Consider the following 19,000-nt stretch of genomic DNA (forward strand, 5'->3'; position numbering starts at 1 on the left):
GGCCGGTCACGGCCCCGCTCCCCCACGGGCCGGGCGGGCGCGCCGCGCCGGCGGCCGAACCGTCGTTCTACAGCGGGAAGCCGAAGCCGGCGCGTCACCAGCCCCCGTCGTCGAACTGGTCCAGCAGCGCATCGGCCGGCAGTTGCTCGGCGAGGCGCGCGGAGCCGCCGTCGCGCAACTGCTGCTCGGTCCAGATGACCTTGCCGCCGGGAATGTAGCGAGTGCCCCAGCGCTGGGCGAACTGGGCGACGAGGAAGAGACCGCGGCCGCCCTCATCGGTGGTCGAGGCGCGGCGCAGGTGCGGGGAGGTTCCGCTGCCGTCGGAGACCTCGCAGATGAGGCTGTCCTCGTCGTGCAGGAGGCGGACCTGGATCGGCTCCTTCCCGTAGCGGATGGCGTTGGTGATCAGTTCGCTGAGGATCAGCTCGGTCGTGTGCCCGATCTCCTCCAGGCCCCACTCGCGCAGCCGCGCCGCGCACTCGGCGCGTACCGGCGCGACGGCGGCCGGGTCGGGATCCACCTGCCACTTGGCGACCTGGTCCGGGGCGAGCCTGCGGATGCGGGCCACCAGCAGGGCGACGTCGTCGGACGGGTGGGCCGGCATGACCGAACCGGCGACCGCGCGGGCCGCCTCGTCCGGGCCGGCGCCCGCGGTCTCCTCCAGGACGGAGCGGAGGATCTCCAGACCGGTGTCGATGTCCCGGTCCCGGCTCTCGACCAGGCCGTCGGTGTACAGGACGAGCTGGGCGCCCTCGGGCAGGTGCAGCTCCGTGGTCTCGAAGGGGTGGCCTCCCAGACCGAGCGGCGGGGAGGCGGGCACGTCCGCGTAGCTGACCGTGCCGTCCGGGTACACCACCGCGGGACAGTGGTGTCCGGCGCGGGCGAGGGTGCAGGAGCCCGTCACCGGGTCGTATACGGCGTACAGGCAGGTCGCTCCGGCCACCCCCTCGTACTGCCGCCCGCTCGGGTCGGCGTCGCTCTCCTCGTCGTCGATGCGGGCCACCAGCTCGTCCAGGTGGGCGAGCAGTTCGTCCGGGGGCAGGTCCAGGGTGGAGAAGTTGTGCACGGCGGTGCGCAGCCGCCCCATCGTCGCGGCCGCGTGCAGCCCGTGCCCCACCACGTCGCCGACGACCAGCGCGACCCGGGTGCCGGACAGCGGGATGACGTCGAACCAGTCACCGCCCACACCCGCCTCCGCGGGCACATAGCGCCAGGCCGCTTCCAGGGCCGCCTGCTTGGGCAGCCCGCGCGGCAGCAGGCTGCGCTGCAAGGTCACGGCCATGGCGTGCTCGCGGGTGTAGCGACGCGCGTTGTCGATGGCCACGGCGGCCCGGGTCGCCAACTCCTCGGAGAAGGAGACATCGTCCTCGTCGAAGGCCGGCGAGTCGCCGCTGCGCCAGAAGTGCGCGATGCCCAGAACCACTCCCCTGGCCCGCAGCGGGACGGTGATCAGTGAATGCACGCCGAACTCCAGCGTCCGCCGCGCGCGCTCCGGGTCGTGCCGCAGCCACTCCTCGGCGTGGTGCAGATCCGCCTCCAGTACCGCCCGCTCCGCGTCGAGCGCGCGGGCCTGCGGCGAACCGGGCCGGAAGACGATCGCCTCCCCGACCTCGTACAGCGGGAGCCCCTCGGGCCGTTCGCCGACCGCCACCCGGCGCACCCGGCGCTGTGCCTGCGGCGCGGGTTCCTGGCCGCGCACCACCTCGTCCAGCAGGTCGACGGCTGCCAGGTCGGCGAACCCGGGCACCGCCACCTGGGCCAGCTCCCGCGCCGTGCGGGCCACATCCAGCGTGGTGCCGATCCGCACCCCCGACTCGTACAGCAGCTTCAGCCTCTCCCGCGCCACCTGGGCACGGCCCGACACGGCGGACAGCTCCGTGGTGTCACGCAGCGTCACCACGCTGCCGAGCGCTCCCCCGTGCCGGGAGGTGGGACGTATGTTCACCGCCAGCAGCCGGTCCCCGGACAGCAGCACCTCGTCGGTGACCGGCTCACCCGACACCAGCAGCCGTGCGATGCCCTCGGCCAGGTCCAGTTCGCCCACGTGCCGCCGCTCGGTGCCGGGAGGCAGATCCAGCAGCCGGCGGGCCTCGTCGTTGGCCAGCACGAGACGCCCGTCGGCGTCGAGGATGAGCACGCCCTCCCGCACCGCGTGCAGCACGGCGTCGTGGTGCTCGTACATCCGCGTCATCTCCGCGGGCCCGAGGCCGTGCGTCTGGCGCAGCAGCCTCCTGGAGACCAGGGCCGTCCCGCCGATGACGGCCACGAGGGCGACGCCGCCCGCACCGAGGATGATCGGCAGCTGCTGGTCGGTCATACCCGCGACGTTGCGTACCGCCAGGCCCGCCGACGACAGGCCGACGATGGTGCCGTCGGAGTCCCGGACGGGCACGACGGCTTGGACGACGTTGGTGTCCCCGCCGGTACGGGGACCGGTGACCCGCTCCACCGTGGTGCGGCCGCGGAGCGAGGGTTCGATCGTGCCGACGAACTTCTTCCCGATCAGCGACGGATTGGGCTGGGTGTAGCGGATCCCCTTCCGGCTCATGAGCACGATGAAGTCGACACCGGCGTCCTTGCGGGCCGCCTCGGTCCGCGGCTGCAGCTCCCTGGCCGGATGCGGTCCCCGCATCGCCTCCGCCACCCCCGGGGCGTGCGCGAACGCCTGGGCCACCGCGACCGACTTCTCGCGGGCCCGGCTCGTGGCGTCCCGCTGGGCCTGTACGACCTGGGCCGCCACCGCCGCCGCGACCAGCAGCAGCACCAGGACGACCTGCAGCACGAACACCTGACCGGCCGCGCTGCGCAGGCGGAGCAGCGAACGGCCCTTGTCCGCGGAGCGGGTGGCGGGCCGCGCCGGCCGGTTCCCGGGGCGGCGGAGAGGCAGCTTCATGACTCATTCCTAACACCGCACCCCGTCCCCCAGGGCCCCTGTGTCCCACTGGTGTCCCGCCGGCCGCGTCCGCGGACCACTGCCGGCGCCTTCCGCGGCGGCCGTGCAGCGCGCTGCACGCCTCTTGCCGGGGCCTCGGCCGCTCCCCGATGATCGGCGCCATGGCAGTCACGGGGGCGGGCGGCGCGACGGCGGTGCCCCTGCCGCGCCGGGTGCGCGTCGGGTACGGCCTGGGGTCGCTGTGCACGGGCACCTTCGCCACCGTGCCGGGACTGATCCTGCTGTACTACCTCACCAATGTGCTGGCCGTTCCGGCCGCCGTGGCGGGTGCCACGGTCTTCCTGCCCAAGGCATGGGACGTTCTGGTCAATCCGGTGGTGGGCGCCGCCTCGGATCGCAGCGAGCTGCGCGGCGGGCCGCGCCGTCCCTTCCTACTCATCGGCGCCTGTACGCTGCCGCCCGCCTTCGCGCTGCTCTTCGCCGCGCCGCCGCTGCGCGGGGCGGCGGCCGCGGGCTACGTGGCGCTGCTGTTCCTGCTGGCCGCCACCGCCTACGCGGTCTTCCAGGTGCCGTATGTGACGATGCCGGCCGAGATGACGGAGGACCCGGCAGAGCGGGGGCGGCTGCTGGGCTGGCGGGTGGGCTTCCTCGGCGCGGCGATCCTGCTGTCCGGGGCGCTGGCTCCGGCGCTCGCGCACCGCGACGGAGGCGGACCGGGCAGCTACCGGACGATGGGCGCCGTCGTGGCGGCGCTGCTGGCGCTCGGTATGTTCGGCGCCTGGTTCTGCACGGCGCGGACTCCGGCGGTGGCCCGCAGCCGGGCCGAGCCCTCGCTGCGCGCCCAGTTGGCCGCGGCGCGCTCACACCGGCCCTTCGGCTTCCTGGCGGGGATGTGGACGCTGCAGGCGCTGGCCGTCGGGGTGATGCTCGCCGGAGTCCAGTACTTCGCCACCTACACGATCGGCTCGGCCGCTGCGGTCACCTCGCTGTTCGGCTGTCTGATCGGTCCGCTGGTCCTGGTGATGCCGCTGTGGACCCGGCTGTCGAACCGGTGGGGGGTGAAGCGGGCCCAGTGGTGCGCCTCGCTGCTCTTCCTCACCGGGGCACTGCTGCTGGGCCTCACCCCGGTGGCCGGCAGGGCATTCGGCCACGGGGCCGCGGCGGTGGTGGGCCTCGCCTACGCGGGTCTGCAACTGCTGCCGCTGACGATGCTCGCGCAGACGCTCGCCGCCGATGCCGTGCGCACCGGCAGACGGCGGGCCGCGACCTTCACCGGGCTCTGGACGGCGGCCGAGACCCTGGCGTTCGCCCTGGGCGCTGGGGTGTTCGCACTGCTGCTGGCGGTCACCGGATTCCGCTCCTCGGACGCCGACCGGTTCGTCGCCCAGCCCGCCGCCGCGCTGACGGCCATCACGCTGGGCATGAGTGTGCTGCCCGCCGTGTGTGCCGCGGCGAGTCTGCCACTGCTGCACCGTTACCGGGAGGACGACGCGGCGGGAGCACTGCCGGTTCCCGCGGCGCCCGCCCCCGCCTCGTCCGCATCCGCATCCGCATCCGCCCAGAAGGAGCCCGGCCGTGCCGACTGACCCCACCCGCCTGCCGTCCGAGGGCCGGTCCGCGCAGCAGGTGCTCGCCGAGCTGCGGACGCTGCGCGAGGCGGACGCGCCCACGCGTGGCGGGCGCACCTTCGCCTACGTCTACGACGCGGGGCGCGCTGAGGTGGACGATCTCGCGGCCACCGCCTACACGGAGTTCGCGACCGTCAACGGCCTCGACCCGACCGTCTTCCCCAGCGTGGCACGGCTGGAGAACGACGTGGTCCGCGCCGCCGCGGCGCTGCTGGGCGCACCGGGCACCCAGGGGACGTTCACCAGCGGCGGTACCGAGAGCATCCTGCTCGCCGTGAAGGCCGCCCGGGACCACGCCCGCGCGGTGCGCGGGATCACCGCGCCCCAGCTGGTCCTGCCCGCCACCGCGCACGCCGCGTTCCACAAGGCCGCGCACTATCTGGGGCTGGAGGCGGTCCCGGTTCCGGTCGACCCGGCCACCTTCCGCGCCGATGCCGGCGCGATGGCCGCCGCGCTCACCGACCGCACGGTGCTGGTGGTGGCCTCCGCCCCGTCGTACGCGCACGGGGTACTGGATCCGGTGGCCGAGATCGCCGCGTCGGCGGCCGCGCGGGGCGTGCTGTGCCATGTCGACGCCTGTCTCGGCGGGTGGCTGCTGCCCTGGCTGCGTGGCACCGGGCACCAGGTACCCGCGTTCGACCTCACGGTTCCCGGCGTCACCTCGCTCTCCGTCGACCTGCACAAGTACGGGTACACCGACAAGGGGGCCTCCGTCGTCCTCTACGCCGATGCGGAGCTGCGCCGCCACCAGTACTTCGCGCACGCGGCCTGGCCGGGGTACCCGGTGGTGAACCCGACGGCGCAGGGCACGAAGTCCGCCGGTCTGCTGGCCCAGGCGTGGGCGGTGCTCCAGCACGTGGGCGAGGCGGGGTACACCGCGCTGGCGGGCCGGGTCGCGGACGCCTCCGAGCGGCTGCTGGCGGGGCTGCGCGACATCGACGGGGTGCGGGTGCTGGGCGAACCGGTCGCGGGGGTGGTGGCGTTCACCGTGCTCGGCGGGGCGAGCGACGCGGAGCCGGATCCGGGGCTCGTGCTGCATGCCGCCGATGAGATGCGGGCTGCCGGCTGGTACCTGCAACCGCAGCTCTCCTACGCGGGCATGCCGCCCAATCTGCACCTCACCCTCACCCCGGCCACCGTCGACCGGGTGGACGGCCTGCTCGGGGATCTCGCGGCCGCGCTCCGCACGGCCCGTCAGCTGCCGCGCGCGGCGGTCGACCCGGGGCTCGCCGAGTTCACCGCCGGTCTGGATCCGGACCTGCTCGGGCCACGGGAGGCCGCGTCCGTGCTCGCCCACGCCGGACTGGACGGCGAGGGGCGACTTCCGGCCAGGACGGCGCCCGTCCTGATGCTCCTGGACGCGCTGCCCGCGCCGCTCAAGGAACGGCTGCTGAAGGAGTTCCTCGGCACCGTCTTCAGGGTGTGAGGGCCGCTCGCGTGCGGTGGTGCGGGGGCGGTACTCGGCGAGCCCGGCTGTCCTCCCCCGCGGACCGGGCACCAGGGGCTCGGCGCTCAGGCGCCGACCACATGCCAGTGCTCGGTGATCCGGCCGTCCGCGACCCGGTAGGTGTCGGCGAACGGGACCGGGCACTCGCCGCCTTCGAGCGTGGACCGCACGGCGACATAGCCGCCCGCCGCGATCGCCTGGTGCGGGCGGAAGACCGCGGCGGGCCGGGCGTTCCACAGCGCGGTCAGCTTCGCGGCGACTCCCGTCCTGCCGGGGTCGCCCTCGGGGTCGTGGTCGACGAAGTCCGGTGCCAGGAAACGCCGGACGGCGGAGATGTCGCGGTCGCCCGAGAGCACGGTCGAGAAGAAGTCGAGGACCAGCTCCGCGTCGCGCCGGGCACTCTCGGTATCAGCAATGATCACATCGCAAACGTAGCAGGGTATGACCTGTCGGATATGGTCGCGAGCGCCGCTGCGCCACACGCCTCGGCAGCGCCCGAACGGCGCTCCCGGCCCGGGAGCGGGGCCGCCGGCCGGGGCGCCGCCACCCGGGCCCGGGAGCGGGGCCGGCGGGCCCGTCAGCGTGTCGGGTACGGGAGGAGCGCCATCTCGCGGGCGGTCTTGACAGCGCGCGCCACCTGCCGCTGCTGCTGGGCGGTGAGGCGGGTGACGCGGCGGGAGCGGATCTTGCCGCGGTCGGAGAGGAACGTGCGCAGCAGGTCGGTGTCCTTGTGGTCGACGCGGGTGATGCCCGCCGCGTCCAGCGGGTTCGATCGGGGGGTACGGGCCTTGCGGGCGCCGGGGCGCTGAGCCATGGGGCGTTCCTTTGCTTGCGGGGATATTCCGGGGCTTGCGGGGCGCTTGCGGACGTCAGGAAACGGGGTCGAGGAGAGCGTCGAAGGCGGGTGGGAGGTCCTTCCACGCCTCGCGCCCCGCGGCGAACTCCGTGTCGGTCAGCAGGCAGGACTCCAGGACCTCGGCCAACCCCTCCCGGTCCAGGCCGGGAGCGGTGAAGACGAGGTGCTGGCAGCGGTCGCCGTGTTCGGGGTGCCAGTCCAGGGCGGCGGCGGCGCGGCGTACCGGGGGCACCATCTCCCACGCGGCGTCGGGCAGGGCGGCCAGCCAGGGGCCGACCTCCTCGACGCACAGCGCCCCGCCCGCCGCGTCCCAGGACAGGAGGGTGTCGGGCCGGTCGGCGAGCCAGAAGCGGCCGCGGCTGCGCGCGGCGGCGCAGGTGAGTTCCTCCAGTGCCTGATAGAGCCGTTCGGGGTGGAAGGGGCGGTCCCGGCGCCATACGCAGGTGGCGACGCCCGCCTCGTCAGCCGCCTGGGGCAGCAGCGCGCACGCGGGGTGCTGCGCGGCCGCGGCGGCCTCGGCGTCGAAGCCCGCCAGGGCTGCCGCCGCCAGTTCGCCCGAGGCGGCGTCCACCTGGCGTGCCGTGGGATGCAGTTGGGCCAGCAGCGCCCGGTCCTCCTCGTCGGCGGGCCACTCCTCGTCCTCCACGAGTGCCAGCACTGCGGCGTATTCGAGCTGCCTGGCCCAGGTGTCGGCGACGGTGCGCCGGTCGGACGGTGCCGCGGCGAGACCGGCCTCGGCGAGATCGTCGCCGTTGGCGAGGAAGGGCAGCACGAGGGCCGGGTCGATCGCCGTGATGACGCCGGTGAGTTCCAGCACGCCGTGGCTGTGCGCGGCGACGACCTCGGCCATGGCCTTGGGCTCCACCGAGTCCCACAGTTCGACGACGGCGCAGCGGGTGGTGCCGTCGCCGGCCAGCCGGGTCAGCTCCGGGATCAGGTCCTCGCGGAGTGCGCAGCACGCACAGTCGTTCACCAGCGGGGCCTCGGAGGCGCTGCGCAGACCGTCGCGGTCGCGCACCGTCCGCAGCACCGTGCCCTGCGGCCCGGCGGCGAGGTCGTGGTGCAGGGCGACGCTGCCGGGCATCGAGCCGAGCAGCCGCCGGACGACCTCGGCGCGCGCTTCGGCGTGCAGTCCGGCGACCAGGACCACGGGAAGGGTGCGGTCGGCGGCCATCAGCGGGTCTCCCGGTGGCCGTATCGGCGTTCGAACCGCTCCACTCGTCCCGCGGTGTCCAGGACGCGGGTGGTACCGGTGTGGAAGGGGTGGCTCGCGGAGGAGATCTCGACGTCGACGACGGGGTAGGTGTTGCCGTCCTCCCATACGACGGTCGCGTCGCCGGTCATGGTGGAGCGGGTGAGGAAGGCGAAGCCGGCGCTCTTGTCGCGGAAGACGACGGGCCGGTACGGGGGGTGGATTCCGGGCTGCACAGCGATGTCCTTCTTCTGGGCTCGGTGCCGGGTGTGCCGGCGGTCAGCGGGTTTCGCGGAAGTCGACATGCCTGCGGACGACGGGGTCGTACTTGCGCAGGGTCAGGCGGTCGGGGGTGTTGCGGCGGTTCTTGCGGGTCACGTAGGTGTGACCGGTTCCGGCGGTGGAGGTGAGCTTGATGATCGGGCGGAGTTCGTCGCGTGCCATGCGGTCAGTATATGGAAATGGTTACCATTACCAAGTCCGCTTCACCGAGAGAAGGGTCTTCCGTGTCCGCCCACTGCCAGTTGACCGGCGCACAGCCGGTGTTCGGCAAGTCCGTCTCCCATTCGCATCGGCGCACCAACCGGCGCTTCGACCCCAACATCCAGCGCAAGCGCTACTGGCTCGCGAGTGAGAACCGTCACGTACGCCTCACGCTGAGCACGAAGGGCATCCGGACGGTCGACGTGATCGGCGTCGCGGCCGCCGTCGCGCGGATCCGCGCACGGGGAGGGAAGGTCTGATGGCCAAGCAGAGCAAGATCGCCAAGAACGAGAAGCGCAAGGTGGTCGTCGCGCGGTACGCACGGCGGCGGGCCGAGCTGAAGGAGATCCTCCGCGACCCGGCCGCCACGCCCGCCGACTACGCGGCCGCCCTCCGGGAACTGCGGCGGCAGCCGCGGGACGCCAGTGCGACGCGAGTGCGCAACCGGGACGGCGTCGACGGCCGTCCCCGCGGCCACCTGCGAGCCTTCGGGCTCTCCCGCGTCCGTATGCGCGCGATGGCGCACGCGGGCGAACTCCCGGGAGTCACCAAGTCCTCCTGGTGACCTCCGCCTGAGGGGTGCCCCGCTGCGCCTCCCCCGCATCCCGGGCGCCCCTCACCCCGCGCAGCGGGGCGAGAGAGAGAACGCACGGCCCCGCACTGTCGGTATCGGCAGTGCCCGATGGACACCCCCGGCCGGATCGCCCGCACCGCCGGCCCGCGGCGTACGCGGGCCGGCGGTGCGGGGCCGAGCTCCGGATCAGCGGGCGAACTTCGCCACGGCCGCCGGGGTGACCGGCGTGAAGAAGTTGACGAGGTTGCCGTCGGGGTCACGGAAGAGCAGCGCCCGGTTGCCCCAGGGCATGGTGGTGGGGCCGGCGACGAACTCCTCCACCAGGCCACTCAGGTTGCCGCGCACCCGGTCCACGTCCTCGACGAAGAACTCGATGATCACGCTGCGGTTCGCCGCGGGATGGGCGGAGTCCGGTGCGAACATCGGGACGGTGCGGGTACTGCCGATCGCCAAAGTGGCCCTGGGGGTGACGAGTTCGGCGAAGTCCTCGGTCGCCCAGGCCGCCGACACCCCGGTGGCCCTCTCGTAGAAGGCGACGAGGCGCGCGATGTCGCCGGTGATGATGCGGATCGAGACGAAGTCCACAGTGTTCTCCCAAGTCGATGCAGTGCCGGTGGAGTGGATGCGCTGCGCACGCTAGGACAGATGCCGGACGGAATCGGTCCGGTATACGCGCTAGGCTGCCGACATGTCCCGACCCACCGGGCGCGTGCTGACCCTCCTGGAACTTCTGCAATCGGGCGGCGTCCGGCCGGTGGCCGAACTCGCCGACCGGCTCGGGGTCGACGGCCGCACCGTGCGGCGGTATGTGGGTCATCTGATCGACCTGGACGTGCCGGTGGAGGCGGTGGGGGGCCGCTACGGCGGATACCGGCTCGCGCCGGGGCACCGGTTGCCGCCGCTCATGCTCGGTGACGACGAGGCCCTCGCCGTGCTGCTCGGCCTGGTCGCCGGACGCCGGGCAGGGTTGACGACAGCGGCGGGCACCGCGGGCGAGACCGCGGCGGCCAAGGTGCGCAGGGTGCTGCCCCGGCATGTGGCCCGCAGACTCGACACGGTCCTGGAGTCCCTCGCCTTCACCTCCGCACCCGGCGAGTTCGCCACGCCGGACGCCGAGGTCCTGCTGCCCGTCGCCGACGCGGTACGCCACCGCCGGCCGCTCTCGATCGCCTACCGCGACCGCCACGGCCGCCGCAGCGAGCGCACCCTGCACGCCTACGGCATCGTCGCCCACGCGGGCCGGTGGTACGTCACGGGCAGGGACCCCGGAACCGAGCAGGACCGGACCCTCCGCCTCGACCGCATCGAGGGCGCCCGGCCCCTGCCCGGCTCTTTCGGGGTCCCGGCCGGAACCGATCCGGCGCAGCGCGTACTGGACGGCTTCGCGACAGCCGAATACCAGTACGCGGTGACCCTGCGGATCCACGGAACCGTGGAGCAGATCCGCGCGGGTCTGCCCGCCTCGGTCGCGCGTCTGCCGGAGCCCCCGCCCGCGAAGGGTGCCGACCCGTCGGCCGAGCGGTGGCTGCGGGTGGAGCTGCGGGTGGCGGAACTCGCCTGGTTGCCTCCGGTCCTCGCCTCACTGGACCGGCCGTTCGTCATCGAGCGCCCCGCAGAGCTGCGCGAGCTCGTCACGGCGCTGGCCGACCGCCTCGCGGCCTGCGCGCGGAACACCTGACCCCCAGGACGCCCGGCCGCGGCCGGGCGGTGTCCGGGCCCCGACGGCGGGATGGCGACCGTCGCCCGCGAACGCTGCCGACGGGAACGGACCGCGCGCCGCAGGGAGTTGCCGGGCCGGGGCGGGCCGTTGCCGGATCCGCGTGGGAACGGACCGTCGCACGGGCCCCGTTGTGAACTTTTCCCCGGCATCCGTCATCGAACTCGTACGGCGCGGGGCGGTCCTGGCAGTGACTCCCCCGCAACCGGCAGGGACACACGATGGGATGATCAGGGCGTGGCGGCGATGAGAGAACGAGAGCAGCATGCGGTGCGGGCGACGCGAGAGGCCGCGGGGGGCGGATCCCGCAGGGCGCGCGGCACCGGGGGCGCGCGACTCGCGGCCGGGCTCGCGGTGGGGCTCGCGGCGGCCCTGCTGAGCGGATGCGGTGAACAGGCGGCTGACGCGCCCAAGAAGGTGGCCGGCGAAGCGGCCCCCGTGCCCGGCGACTCGTCCGAGGACAGCTCGCGGAAGGAGAGCGGCGCCTCCCCCTCCTCCTCGCCCCGCACCCGGGACGGCGGCGGCGGGAACTCCGGCAAGGAGACGTCCGGTTCCTCGGGGAAGAGCGAGGGGGCGGGCTCCTCCGGAGGGCAGGGCGGCTCGGATGACGGGGCGCCCGGGATCGGCCCCTGCAAGACCTCCGGACTCGACTTCAGCACCTCGCCCGGCATGGCCCGGGGCAGCCTGCTGGTGAACCTCGAGAACATCACCGCCACGGCGTGCACGATGCACGGATATCCCGGGGTCGACCTGCAGAGCGCGGCCGGCACCATGAACGCCGCCCGGAACGGCGTCGCCGCCCCGACGGTCCGCGTCAGCCCCGGTGAGTCGACGCGCTTCACACTGCACTACCCGCCGAACGACTCCGGTGGCAGCGGCGTGGACGTCACCGGCCTCGTGGTCACCCCGCCGAACGAGACCAGTTCGCGGACCCTGCCGATCAGCTTCAATCTGCCGGTCTCCGACAGCGCCGAGTCCGGGGTCACGGTCGGCCCCGTCGGCGCCGGGAAGTGACGGCACCGGGCGCCGCCGGACGGGAGCGCTGCGGGGCAGCGTGCGAGCCCGCCCGGCGGCGCCGCCCGGATCCGGCGAACCGGGCGGTGACCGGGCCGCAGACGGCTCAGACGGTCAGGACCCGGCGCCCGCGTGTATGACCGGCCTGGCTGTCGATGTGCGCCGTCGCGGCCTCGGCCAACGGGTAGGACTTCTCGACCGGGATGTGGAGCTTCCCCCGCGCGATGAGGCGGCCGGCCTCGGCCAGCGCCGCCGGGACGCTCCCGGCCGTCCCGGAGAACCGGACGCCGAACTCCGGTGCGGAGAGGTCGGCGATGGAGACGACCTTCCGCGGATCCCCGGTCAGCTCGACGAGTTCGGCCAGGACGCCCGCACCGGCGAGGTCGAGTGCCGCGTCGACCCGGCCGAGTCGCCGGACCCGCTCAGCCCAGCCCGCGCCATACGTCACGGCGGCGGCACCCAGGCCACGCAGATAGTCCTGGTTCGCCGCCCCGGCCGTGCCGATCACCGCGATGCCGCGGTCGCGGGCGATCTGCAGCACGGCCGAGCCGACTCCTCCGGACGCGCCGCTGACCAGCAGGGTCTGCCCGGGCCGCACCCCGACCTCACGGATGACGCGCAGCGCGGTCTCCACCACCGACGGGTATCCGGCCGCCTCCTCGAAGGTCAGGCCCTCGGGTATCCGGGCCCAGGCCGAGAGCACGGCGAACTCGGCGTAGGTGCTGGCCCCTTCACCGAACACCGGGTCTCCGGCCTCGACGTCTTCGACACCCTCACCGACCTCGTCCACCACGCCGGCGGCGTCCAGCCCGACTCCGGCGGGCAGTTCGATCGGATGGGCCTGGAGGATCTGCCCTTCCCGGATCCTCCAGTCGACGGGGTTCACACCGGCAGCCCGCACGGCGACGCGCACCTGGCCGGGGCCCGCATGGGGCTCCTCGGCGTCCACGAGACGCAGCACTTCCGGACCACCGAACTCGGCGAAGCTCACTTTTCTCATGGACCAAACATAGCACTAACGGTTAGTTTTATAGAACGGTTAGTGTTTCACATCTGGTAGCTTCAGCGCATGACCACGCCGCCCGGACGTCGCGAACGCAAGAAGGCGGCGACCCGCCGAAAGATCGCGGACACCGCCCTCCGGCTCTTTCTGGAACGCGGCTACGACGCGGTGGGGATCCGCGAGATCGCCGCCGAGGCCGACGTGGCCGTCACCACGCTCTTCTCCCACTTCGCCGCGAAAGAGGCGCTGGTGTTCGAGCAGGACGCGGACTTCGAACAGCGCCTCGTCCGGGCGGTCACCGACCGGACACCCGAGGAGCCACTCGTCCCCGCCCTGCGTCGGGAGATCCACGCCCTGGTGCGGCACTGCACGGCCGACAGCGCCTCCCCGGTCCGGCACATGATCGACTCCTCGCCCGCGCTGCGCGCGTACGAGGACTCGATGAGGCTGCGCCACGCCGAATCGCTGGCGGCGGCCATGGCCGCGGACCCCGGCCTGGCCCGGACCACGACGGCCTGCCGCACGCTCGCAAGATTCACGATCGACGCCTACTCCCTGGCCCGCGAGTCGGCCGACCCGCGGGCCGCCGTGGACGAGATCTTCCTGATGATCGAGGCGGCCTGGGCGGTCACCTGACCTTCCGTCGGACGCCCCGAACCGGCCACCCGTGGAGCAACTCAGCCGCGCGGGGCCCGGGCGCGGGCCCGGACGGACGAGCGGCGGTCCGCGGTCCGCCGTCAGCGTGCCAGCAGCTCCCGGATCGCCTCCGCGATCTCCTCGGGAGCCTCCTCGGCCATGAAGTGCCCCGCGCCGGTGAGGCGGTGGTCGAGGTCGGGGGCCCAGGCCTGCCACACCTGCGCTGCGTCGTAGCCGAGCCGCGCTCCCCAGTCCTGCTGGACGACGGTGACGGGCATCGCGAGCTGGGAACCGGCGTCCAGGTCCGCCTGGTCGTGGTCGACGTCGACACCGGCGGAGGCCCGGTAGTCGGCCACGATCGAGGGCACCGCAGCGGCACTCGCCCGCAGGTACGCGCTCCGCACCGGATCCGGGATCGCCGCCCGGTCCCTCGCCCAGGCGTCGAGGAAGGACCCGAAGAACGCGCCGGCGCTGCTGGCGATCATCGTCTCGGGCAGTCCCGGCGGCTGGGCCATCAGGAAGAGGTGGTAGCCGACCGCGGCCGAGACCCCCTGCAGCACGTTCCACATGTCCAGCGTCGGCACCACGTCGAGGACGCCGAGGTGCGTGACGGTCTCGGGGTGGTCCAGCCCGGCCCGGAAAGCGACGAGCGCGCCGCGGTCGTGACCGACGAGCGCGAACCGGTCATGCCCCAGCGCCGCCGCGGCGGAGACGATGTCGGCGGCCATGGTGCGCTTGGCGTACACGTCCGGATCCGCGGCCGCCGGCTTGTCGCTGGCGCCGTAGCCCCGCAGGTCGGGGCAGATCACCGTGTGCCCGGCGGCCAGCAGCGGGGCGACGTGCCGCCACATCAGGTGGGTCTGCGGGAAGCCGTGCAGCAGCACCACGGGGGTGCCGCTGCCGCCGGTGGCGACGGAGAGCTCGACGCCCTCCGCGCCTGGCACGCGGAGGTGGTCGAAGCCGGGCAGGGCAGGCGGGGCGGGGGTCATACGGGTCCTTTCCCCGGGTCGGATGTCTGACCGGACCACGGTGCGCCAGCCCGATGAGCAGCCGATCAGTACGGCGCGGCGGAGCCGAGCCGGTGGGCGCAGGATGGAGGCATGCGGATCGATGTACTGGGCCCGGTACGGGCGCTGCGCGGCGACGGCACCCCGATCGCGCTGGGCGGGCCCCGGCACCGGGAGGTGCTCGCCCGGCTCGTCGCCGCCGAGGGGCGGATGGTGGCCACCGACACCCTGGTGGCGGACCTGTGGCCCGAGCCCCCGGCCCGCGGCCCGGGCGCGCTGCGCACCTTCGTCGCCGCCCTGCGCCGTGCCGTCGAGCCCGGCCGGCCACCGCGCACCCCGCCGCGGATCCTGGTCACGGAGGGCCCAGGCTACGCACTGCGGCTGCCGCGCGAGGCCGTGGACGTGCACCGGTTCCAGGACGTCCTGGAACGCGCCCGCCGCTCCCCCGGCGAGGTCGCCGCACTCGGCGAGGTCCTCTCCTCCTGGCGCGGACCGGCCTACGCCGACCTGCCCGACGCCGCCTGGGCGCAGCGGGAGCGCGCCCGGCTGGAGGAGTTGCGGCTGCAAGGAATCGAACTCCGGGCCGGTCTCCTCCTCGACGCGGGCGCAAGCGGCGGACTCGTCGCCGAACTCGGCGCGCACACCGACGAGCACCCCTGGCGCGAGGCGGCCTGGGCGCTGCTGGCGCGCGCCCTGTACCGGGACGGGCGCCAGGCCGACGCACTGGCCACGCTCCGCCGCGCCCGCACGATGCTCGTCGAACAGCTGGGACTCGACCCCGGAACCGAACTGCGGCGGCTGGAGGCGGACATCCTCGAGGGATCCGCTTCCCTGGAGCCGGCCCTCGAGCTCCGCTCCGGGTCCGCTGCCCGGCTCGGCCCCCGGACGACCGCGGAACTGGCCCGCACCCTGGCCCTGGCGGGCAGCGACGCGCTCGTCCTCTCGCGGCGCGACCGGCTCGCAGCCGCCAAGGCCGCCGAGCGGACGGGGGACGCCGAACTGACCGCCCGGGTCGTCGGCGCCTACGACGTGCCCTCGATCTGGAGCCGTGCCGACGACCCAGAACAGTGCCGCTGCGTCGTGGCGCTCGCCGAGCGCACGCTCCGGGCGCTGGGGCCCGACGGCCCGCCGGCGCTGCGGGCGCGGCTGCTGGCCACCGTCGCCGTCGAGAGCCGCAGCGGCGACCTGCGCGGGGCCGCGTTGCGGGCCGGGTACGAGGCCGCGCACCGGGCCGAGGCGCTCGCACGGGACCTGGACGATCCCGCGCTGCTGGCCTTCGCGCTCAACGGCGTCTTCCTCCAGTCCTTCGGGCGCCCGGGGCTCGCGGCGCGGCGGGATGCCATCGGCGCCGAACTCGTCGCGCTGGCCGCGCGGCACGAGCTGCCGACCTTCGCCATCCTGGGCCGGCTCATCCGTATGCAGTCCGACTCGGCCGTCGGTGACCTGGCCGGCGCCACCGGGCACGCGGCCGCCGCCGAAGAGGTCGCCGCCGTCCACGAGGCCCCGCTGGTCCCCGTCCTCACCGCCTGGTTCCGGGCCCGGGTCGCCGCAGAGCGGAGCACCGCACCCGACGGGCCGACCGCCGCGGCCGCCGCGGGCGCCTACCGCGCAGCCGACAACGCCCTCCGCACGGCAGGGATGCCGGGGCTGCACCGCGGCCTGCTGCCGCTCGCGCTGCTGGGTCTGCGCCTGCTGCACGGCCGCCCAGCGCCCACCGACCCGCGGCTCGCCTGGGGCCCCTACCTGCCCTGGGCTGCGCCGCTCCTGCTCCTCGCCCGGGACCGCCCCGCGGAGGCCCGAGCGGCCCTCACCACCGTCCCGGAGCCGCCGTACGACCACCTCCAGGAAGCGCTCTGGTGCCTGACAGCGCACGCCGCCGTCCGCCTGGAGGCGCCCGACGCCGCCGAGCGCGCAGCGGCGGCGCTGCGCGGCGCCCGCACCGAACAGGCGGGCGCGGCCAGCGGCATGCTCACCCTCGGCCCGGTCGAGCGCTACCTCGCGGAGGCCGAAGCGTGCGCGGGCCGTGCCGGATGAGGCTCTGCAGGAAGTCGCCCAGCACTCCACCGCTCCCGGCGCCCAACGGCGGTGACCGGGCCAGGAGCCGGTCCACCTGGTCAGCTGCCAGGGGGGGCATGGCCCGGGGTATGTGCACGTGACCACATGCGCCGTACCGGACGCGGCGGTCCGCCGGGTCCGGCAGTCATAGGGGTGGCTCGTGCTGTGGAGGGCGAACTGCCCGGACGCACGGTCGCGGACACGATCACGACAAGTCGGGGGCACGGCCGTGTCGTCTCGGCCACACGGAGAACGGATGGCGCGCAGCAGGGCCTGTCGCCCGACCGGGCCGGGCCCCGGACCGCGGCCCGGGGTCAGTTGCCCGTGCCGAGGCCGGCCATGAGTGCGGACGGGTACCGGTCTCCGCGGGCGGCGCCCGGCGGTACGGCGCGCTCGACGGCGGCGAGGTCCTCCGTGGTCAGGGTCAGTTCCGTCGCGGGGAGCGCTTCGGCGAGCCGCTCGCGGGTGCGGGCGCCGGCCAGGGGCACGATGTCCTCGCCCCGGGCGGCCACCCAGGCGATGGCCAACTGCGCGACGCTGCATCCCTTGGCCTCGGCGACCCGGCGCAGCGCCTCCACCAGGGTGAGGTTGTGTTCCACGTTGCCTGTGGAGAACCGGGGACTGAAGCCGCGCATGTCGCCGGGGCCCGCGGTGCGGCCGGGGGACCAGTGTCCGGAGATGAGTCCGCGGCTGAGGACGCCGTAGGCGGTCAGGCCGATGCCGAGCTCTCGCAGGGTGGGCAGGATGTCCGCCTCCACCGCGCGGGAGATCAGCGAGTACTCGATCTGCAGGTCGGCGATGGGATGCACGGCCTGAGCCCGGCGGACCGTCGCCGCGTCGACCTCCGAGAGACCGATGTGCCGTACGTATCCGGCGTCGACCATGTCCTTGATCGCGCCCACTGTCTCCTCGATCGGTACGGAGGGGTCCAGCCGGGCCGGGCGGTAGAGGTCGATGTGGTCGGTGCCCAGCCGGGTGAGTGAGTAGGCCAGGAAGTTCTTCACCGCCTCCGGCCGGGCGTCGCATCCGCCGAAGCCCGCGCCGGGCCCGCGCAGCATGCCGAATTTGACGCTCAGTGTGTAGGTGTCCCGGTCCCGGCCGCGCAGCGCCTCGGCGAGCAGCAGTTCGTTGTGTCCCATGCCGTAGAAGTCGCCGGTGTCGATCAGTGTGACCCCTGCGTCCAGCGCGGCGTGCACGGTGGCGATGCTCTCCTCCCTGTCGGCCGCACCGTAGGCGCCCGACATGCCCATGGCCCCCAGGCCCAGCGTGGAAACGGTCGGGCCGGTACTGCCCAGGGTTCGTGTCTGCATCGGGCTTCCCCTTCGTCGCCTTCGACGTGTCCGTCGCGTGTTCTCGTGTTCGTCGTCGATCGGCTTTCCACTGTGCTCCGGCAGCGCGGCTCGCGGGAGCGGAGCGTGCATCCTGGGAGCGGCGCTCCCTGGATCGGCGCATCCGCCGAGAGGACCATGGAGCCATGCAACGCGAACAGCTCGCCGCCTTCCTGCGCCACCGTCGCGCGACGATCGATCCGGCCGAGGTCGGCATCGCTGTCGGGCCCCGGCGCCGTACCACTGGTCTGCGCCGGGAAGAGGTGGCCGGACTCGCCGGGATGTCGGTGGACTATGTGATCCGCCTCGAGCAGGGACGCAGCAGTCAGCCCTCGGCCGGGCTGTTGGAGGCGCTGGCCCGGGCGCTGCGCCTGTCCGACGACGAGCGCGAGTACCTCTTCCATCTGGCCGGGCACCAGCCCGCGCCCGCCGACAGGGCGGCCAGGCAGGCCCGGGCCGGCCTGGTGCGGATGCTCGGCCTGCTCGGCAGCACCCCGGCACTGGTGCTGTCCGATCTGGGTGAGGTCCTGGCCCAGAACCGGGCAGCCGTCCTGTTGACGGGCGATCACACTCGCCACTCCGGTGACAGCCGCTACCTCGTGCACCGCTGGTTCACCGATCCCGCCGTGCGTGCGGTCCATCCGCCCGAGGAGCACGAACACCACTCCCGTCAGCTCGTGGCGGACCTGCGCGCGTCCGTCGGCCGCCGGTCCGGGGACCCCGCGGTGACCGGCCTGGTCGATCGGCTGCGGGAGGCGAGCGACCACTTCCGGCGGCTGTGGGCGGAGCACGAGGTCGCGGTCCGGCGCGCCGACCGCAAGACCCTGCTCCATCCGCGGGTGGGCCGGCTGCTGATGGACTGCGAGACCCTGGTCACCCCCGACCGGCTGCAGCAGTTGCTGGTGCTCACCCCGGCGGACGCGGAGACCCGCGAGCGGATGGAACTGCTGTCGGTGCTCGGTACGGAGACGTTCCCCGCCCAGGCCGAGGGCTCCTCACTCCGGTGAGACGGACGCCCGCGCACCGGGCGGGCATCCGGAATCCCCAACACCACTGCCCCAGCAAGGTGTTGTCCACGCGCCCGCCGCGGGCGAGCGGCCCGGGCGGGGGTCGACACCGGGGGGAAAGCGCTCCAGGATGGACGGCCGACGGCGTGATCACGGGGGA

The 19,000-nt window shown here is 74.1% G+C and carries 19 protein-coding genes; 9 read left to right on the top strand and 10 right to left on the bottom strand.

Annotated elements, in window-relative coordinates:
- Positions 1 to 94 precede the first annotated feature (94 nt).
- Complete coding sequence (locus P2424_RS00470; RefSeq protein ID WP_276473811.1) at positions 95 to 2,893, bottom strand: SpoIIE family protein phosphatase; 2,799 nt, start codon at positions 2,891 to 2,893, stop codon at positions 95 to 97.
- Positions 2,894 to 3,054: 161 nt separating this feature from the next.
- Between P2424_RS00470 and P2424_RS00475 the strand changes: the two genes are divergently transcribed.
- Together P2424_RS00475 and P2424_RS00480 are read left to right on the top strand one after the other, a co-directional pair.
- On the top strand, positions 3,055 to 4,479 hold the full coding sequence (locus tag P2424_RS00475) for an MFS transporter (RefSeq protein WP_276473812.1): 1,425 nt from the start codon (positions 3,055 to 3,057) through the stop codon (positions 4,477 to 4,479).
- Positions 4,469 to 5,947, top strand: a complete 1,479-nt coding sequence (locus tag P2424_RS00480; RefSeq protein WP_276473813.1) for an aminotransferase class V-fold PLP-dependent enzyme — start codon at positions 4,469 to 4,471, stop codon at positions 5,945 to 5,947. Before P2424_RS00475 ends, P2424_RS00480 begins: the two co-directional genes overlap by 11 nt.
- Positions 5,948 to 6,033: 86 nt before the next feature.
- Here the strand turns inward: P2424_RS00480 and P2424_RS00485 are convergent, their stop codons facing one another.
- The 5 genes from P2424_RS00485 to rpmG all read right to left on the bottom strand — a co-directional run bounded on the left by P2424_RS00485 (position 6,034) and on the right by rpmG (position 8,460).
- A complete protein-coding gene (locus tag P2424_RS00485) occupies positions 6,034 to 6,390 on the bottom strand; it encodes a nuclear transport factor 2 family protein (RefSeq protein ID WP_276473814.1) in 357 nt (118 codons plus the stop codon).
- A gap of 155 nt (positions 6,391 to 6,545) precedes the next feature.
- Positions 6,546 to 6,782: a 30S ribosomal protein S18 gene (gene rpsR / locus P2424_RS00490; RefSeq protein WP_276473815.1), complete on the bottom strand. Its 237-nt coding sequence runs from the start codon at positions 6,780 to 6,782 to the stop codon at positions 6,546 to 6,548.
- Positions 6,783 to 6,837: 55 nt separating this feature from the next.
- Entirely contained in the window at positions 6,838 to 7,998 is a 1,161-nt protein-coding gene (locus tag P2424_RS00495) for a GTP-binding protein (protein ID WP_276473816.1), read from the bottom strand.
- Positions 7,998 to 8,252 carry a type B 50S ribosomal protein L31 gene (locus P2424_RS00500; RefSeq protein ID WP_276473817.1) on the bottom strand — a complete coding sequence of 85 codons (255 nt, stop codon included), beginning with the start codon at positions 8,250 to 8,252 and terminating at the stop codon, positions 7,998 to 8,000. Before P2424_RS00500 ends, P2424_RS00495 begins: the two co-directional genes overlap by 1 nt.
- 43 nt (positions 8,253 to 8,295) lie before the next feature.
- Positions 8,296 to 8,460, bottom strand: a complete 165-nt coding sequence (gene rpmG / locus P2424_RS00505; protein WP_276473818.1) for a 50S ribosomal protein L33 — start codon at positions 8,458 to 8,460, stop codon at positions 8,296 to 8,298.
- Between the two features lie 62 nt (positions 8,461 to 8,522).
- Here rpmG and rpmB point away from each other — a divergent pair, with 62 nt between their 5' ends.
- Entirely contained in the window at positions 8,523 to 8,759 is a 237-nt protein-coding gene (gene rpmB / locus P2424_RS00510) for a 50S ribosomal protein L28 (RefSeq protein ID WP_276473819.1), read from the top strand.
- The gene (gene rpsN / locus P2424_RS00515; protein ID WP_276473820.1) at positions 8,759 to 9,064 is read left to right on the top strand and encodes a 30S ribosomal protein S14; all 306 of its coding nucleotides are present in this window, start codon (positions 8,759 to 8,761) and stop codon (positions 9,062 to 9,064) included. The genes rpmB and rpsN overlap by 1 nt, the downstream gene beginning before the upstream one ends.
- A gap of 195 nt (positions 9,065 to 9,259) precedes the next feature.
- Here the strand turns inward: rpsN and P2424_RS00520 are convergent, their stop codons facing one another.
- Positions 9,260 to 9,658 carry a VOC family protein gene (locus tag P2424_RS00520; protein WP_276473821.1) on the bottom strand — a complete coding sequence of 133 codons (399 nt, stop codon included), beginning with the start codon at positions 9,656 to 9,658 and terminating at the stop codon, positions 9,260 to 9,262.
- A gap of 103 nt (positions 9,659 to 9,761) precedes the next feature.
- Between P2424_RS00520 and P2424_RS00525 the strand changes: the two genes are divergently transcribed.
- Entirely contained in the window at positions 9,762 to 10,751 is a 990-nt protein-coding gene (locus P2424_RS00525; protein ID WP_276473822.1) for a WYL domain-containing protein, read from the top strand.
- Between the two features lie 285 nt (positions 10,752 to 11,036).
- A complete protein-coding gene (locus tag P2424_RS00530) occupies positions 11,037 to 11,804 on the top strand; it encodes a DUF4232 domain-containing protein (RefSeq protein WP_276478772.1) in 768 nt (255 codons plus the stop codon).
- A 106-nt stretch (positions 11,805 to 11,910) separates the two neighbouring features.
- Here P2424_RS00530 and P2424_RS00535 read toward each other — a convergent pair whose 3' ends face one another.
- Positions 11,911 to 12,804, bottom strand: coding sequence for an NADP-dependent oxidoreductase (locus P2424_RS00535; RefSeq protein WP_276473823.1), 894 nt, complete (start codon positions 12,802 to 12,804; stop codon positions 11,911 to 11,913).
- Positions 12,805 to 12,873: 69 nt separating this feature from the next.
- On the opposite strand from P2424_RS00535, the gene P2424_RS00540 reads away from it, so the two are divergent.
- Positions 12,874 to 13,443, top strand: a complete 570-nt coding sequence (locus P2424_RS00540; protein ID WP_276473824.1) for a TetR/AcrR family transcriptional regulator — start codon at positions 12,874 to 12,876, stop codon at positions 13,441 to 13,443.
- Between the two features lie 101 nt (positions 13,444 to 13,544).
- On the opposite strand, the gene P2424_RS00545 is transcribed toward P2424_RS00540, so the two are convergent.
- On the bottom strand, positions 13,545 to 14,432 hold the full coding sequence (locus P2424_RS00545) for an alpha/beta fold hydrolase (protein ID WP_276473825.1): 888 nt from the start codon (positions 14,430 to 14,432) through the stop codon (positions 13,545 to 13,547).
- 111 nt (positions 14,433 to 14,543) lie between these two features.
- Between P2424_RS00545 and P2424_RS00550 the strand changes: the two genes are divergently transcribed.
- Positions 14,544 to 16,484, top strand: coding sequence for an AfsR/SARP family transcriptional regulator (locus tag P2424_RS00550; RefSeq protein WP_276473826.1), 1,941 nt, complete (start codon positions 14,544 to 14,546; stop codon positions 16,482 to 16,484).
- A 335-nt stretch (positions 16,485 to 16,819) separates the two neighbouring features.
- Here P2424_RS00550 and P2424_RS00555 read toward each other — a convergent pair whose 3' ends face one another.
- Positions 16,820 to 17,815 (bottom strand): aldo/keto reductase, encoded by a 996-nt coding sequence (locus P2424_RS00555; protein ID WP_276473827.1) that lies wholly within the window; start codon positions 17,813 to 17,815, stop codon positions 16,820 to 16,822.
- A gap of 164 nt (positions 17,816 to 17,979) precedes the next feature.
- On the opposite strand from P2424_RS00555, the gene P2424_RS00560 reads away from it, so the two are divergent.
- Positions 17,980 to 18,840 carry a helix-turn-helix transcriptional regulator gene (locus P2424_RS00560; RefSeq protein WP_276473828.1) on the top strand — a complete coding sequence of 287 codons (861 nt, stop codon included), beginning with the start codon at positions 17,980 to 17,982 and terminating at the stop codon, positions 18,838 to 18,840.
- Positions 18,841 to 19,000: the final 160 nt, after the last annotated feature.

It is taken from the genome of Streptomyces sp. WMMB303, assembly GCF_029351045.1.
Classification (GTDB): domain Bacteria; phylum Actinomycetota; class Actinomycetes; order Streptomycetales; family Streptomycetaceae; genus Streptomyces.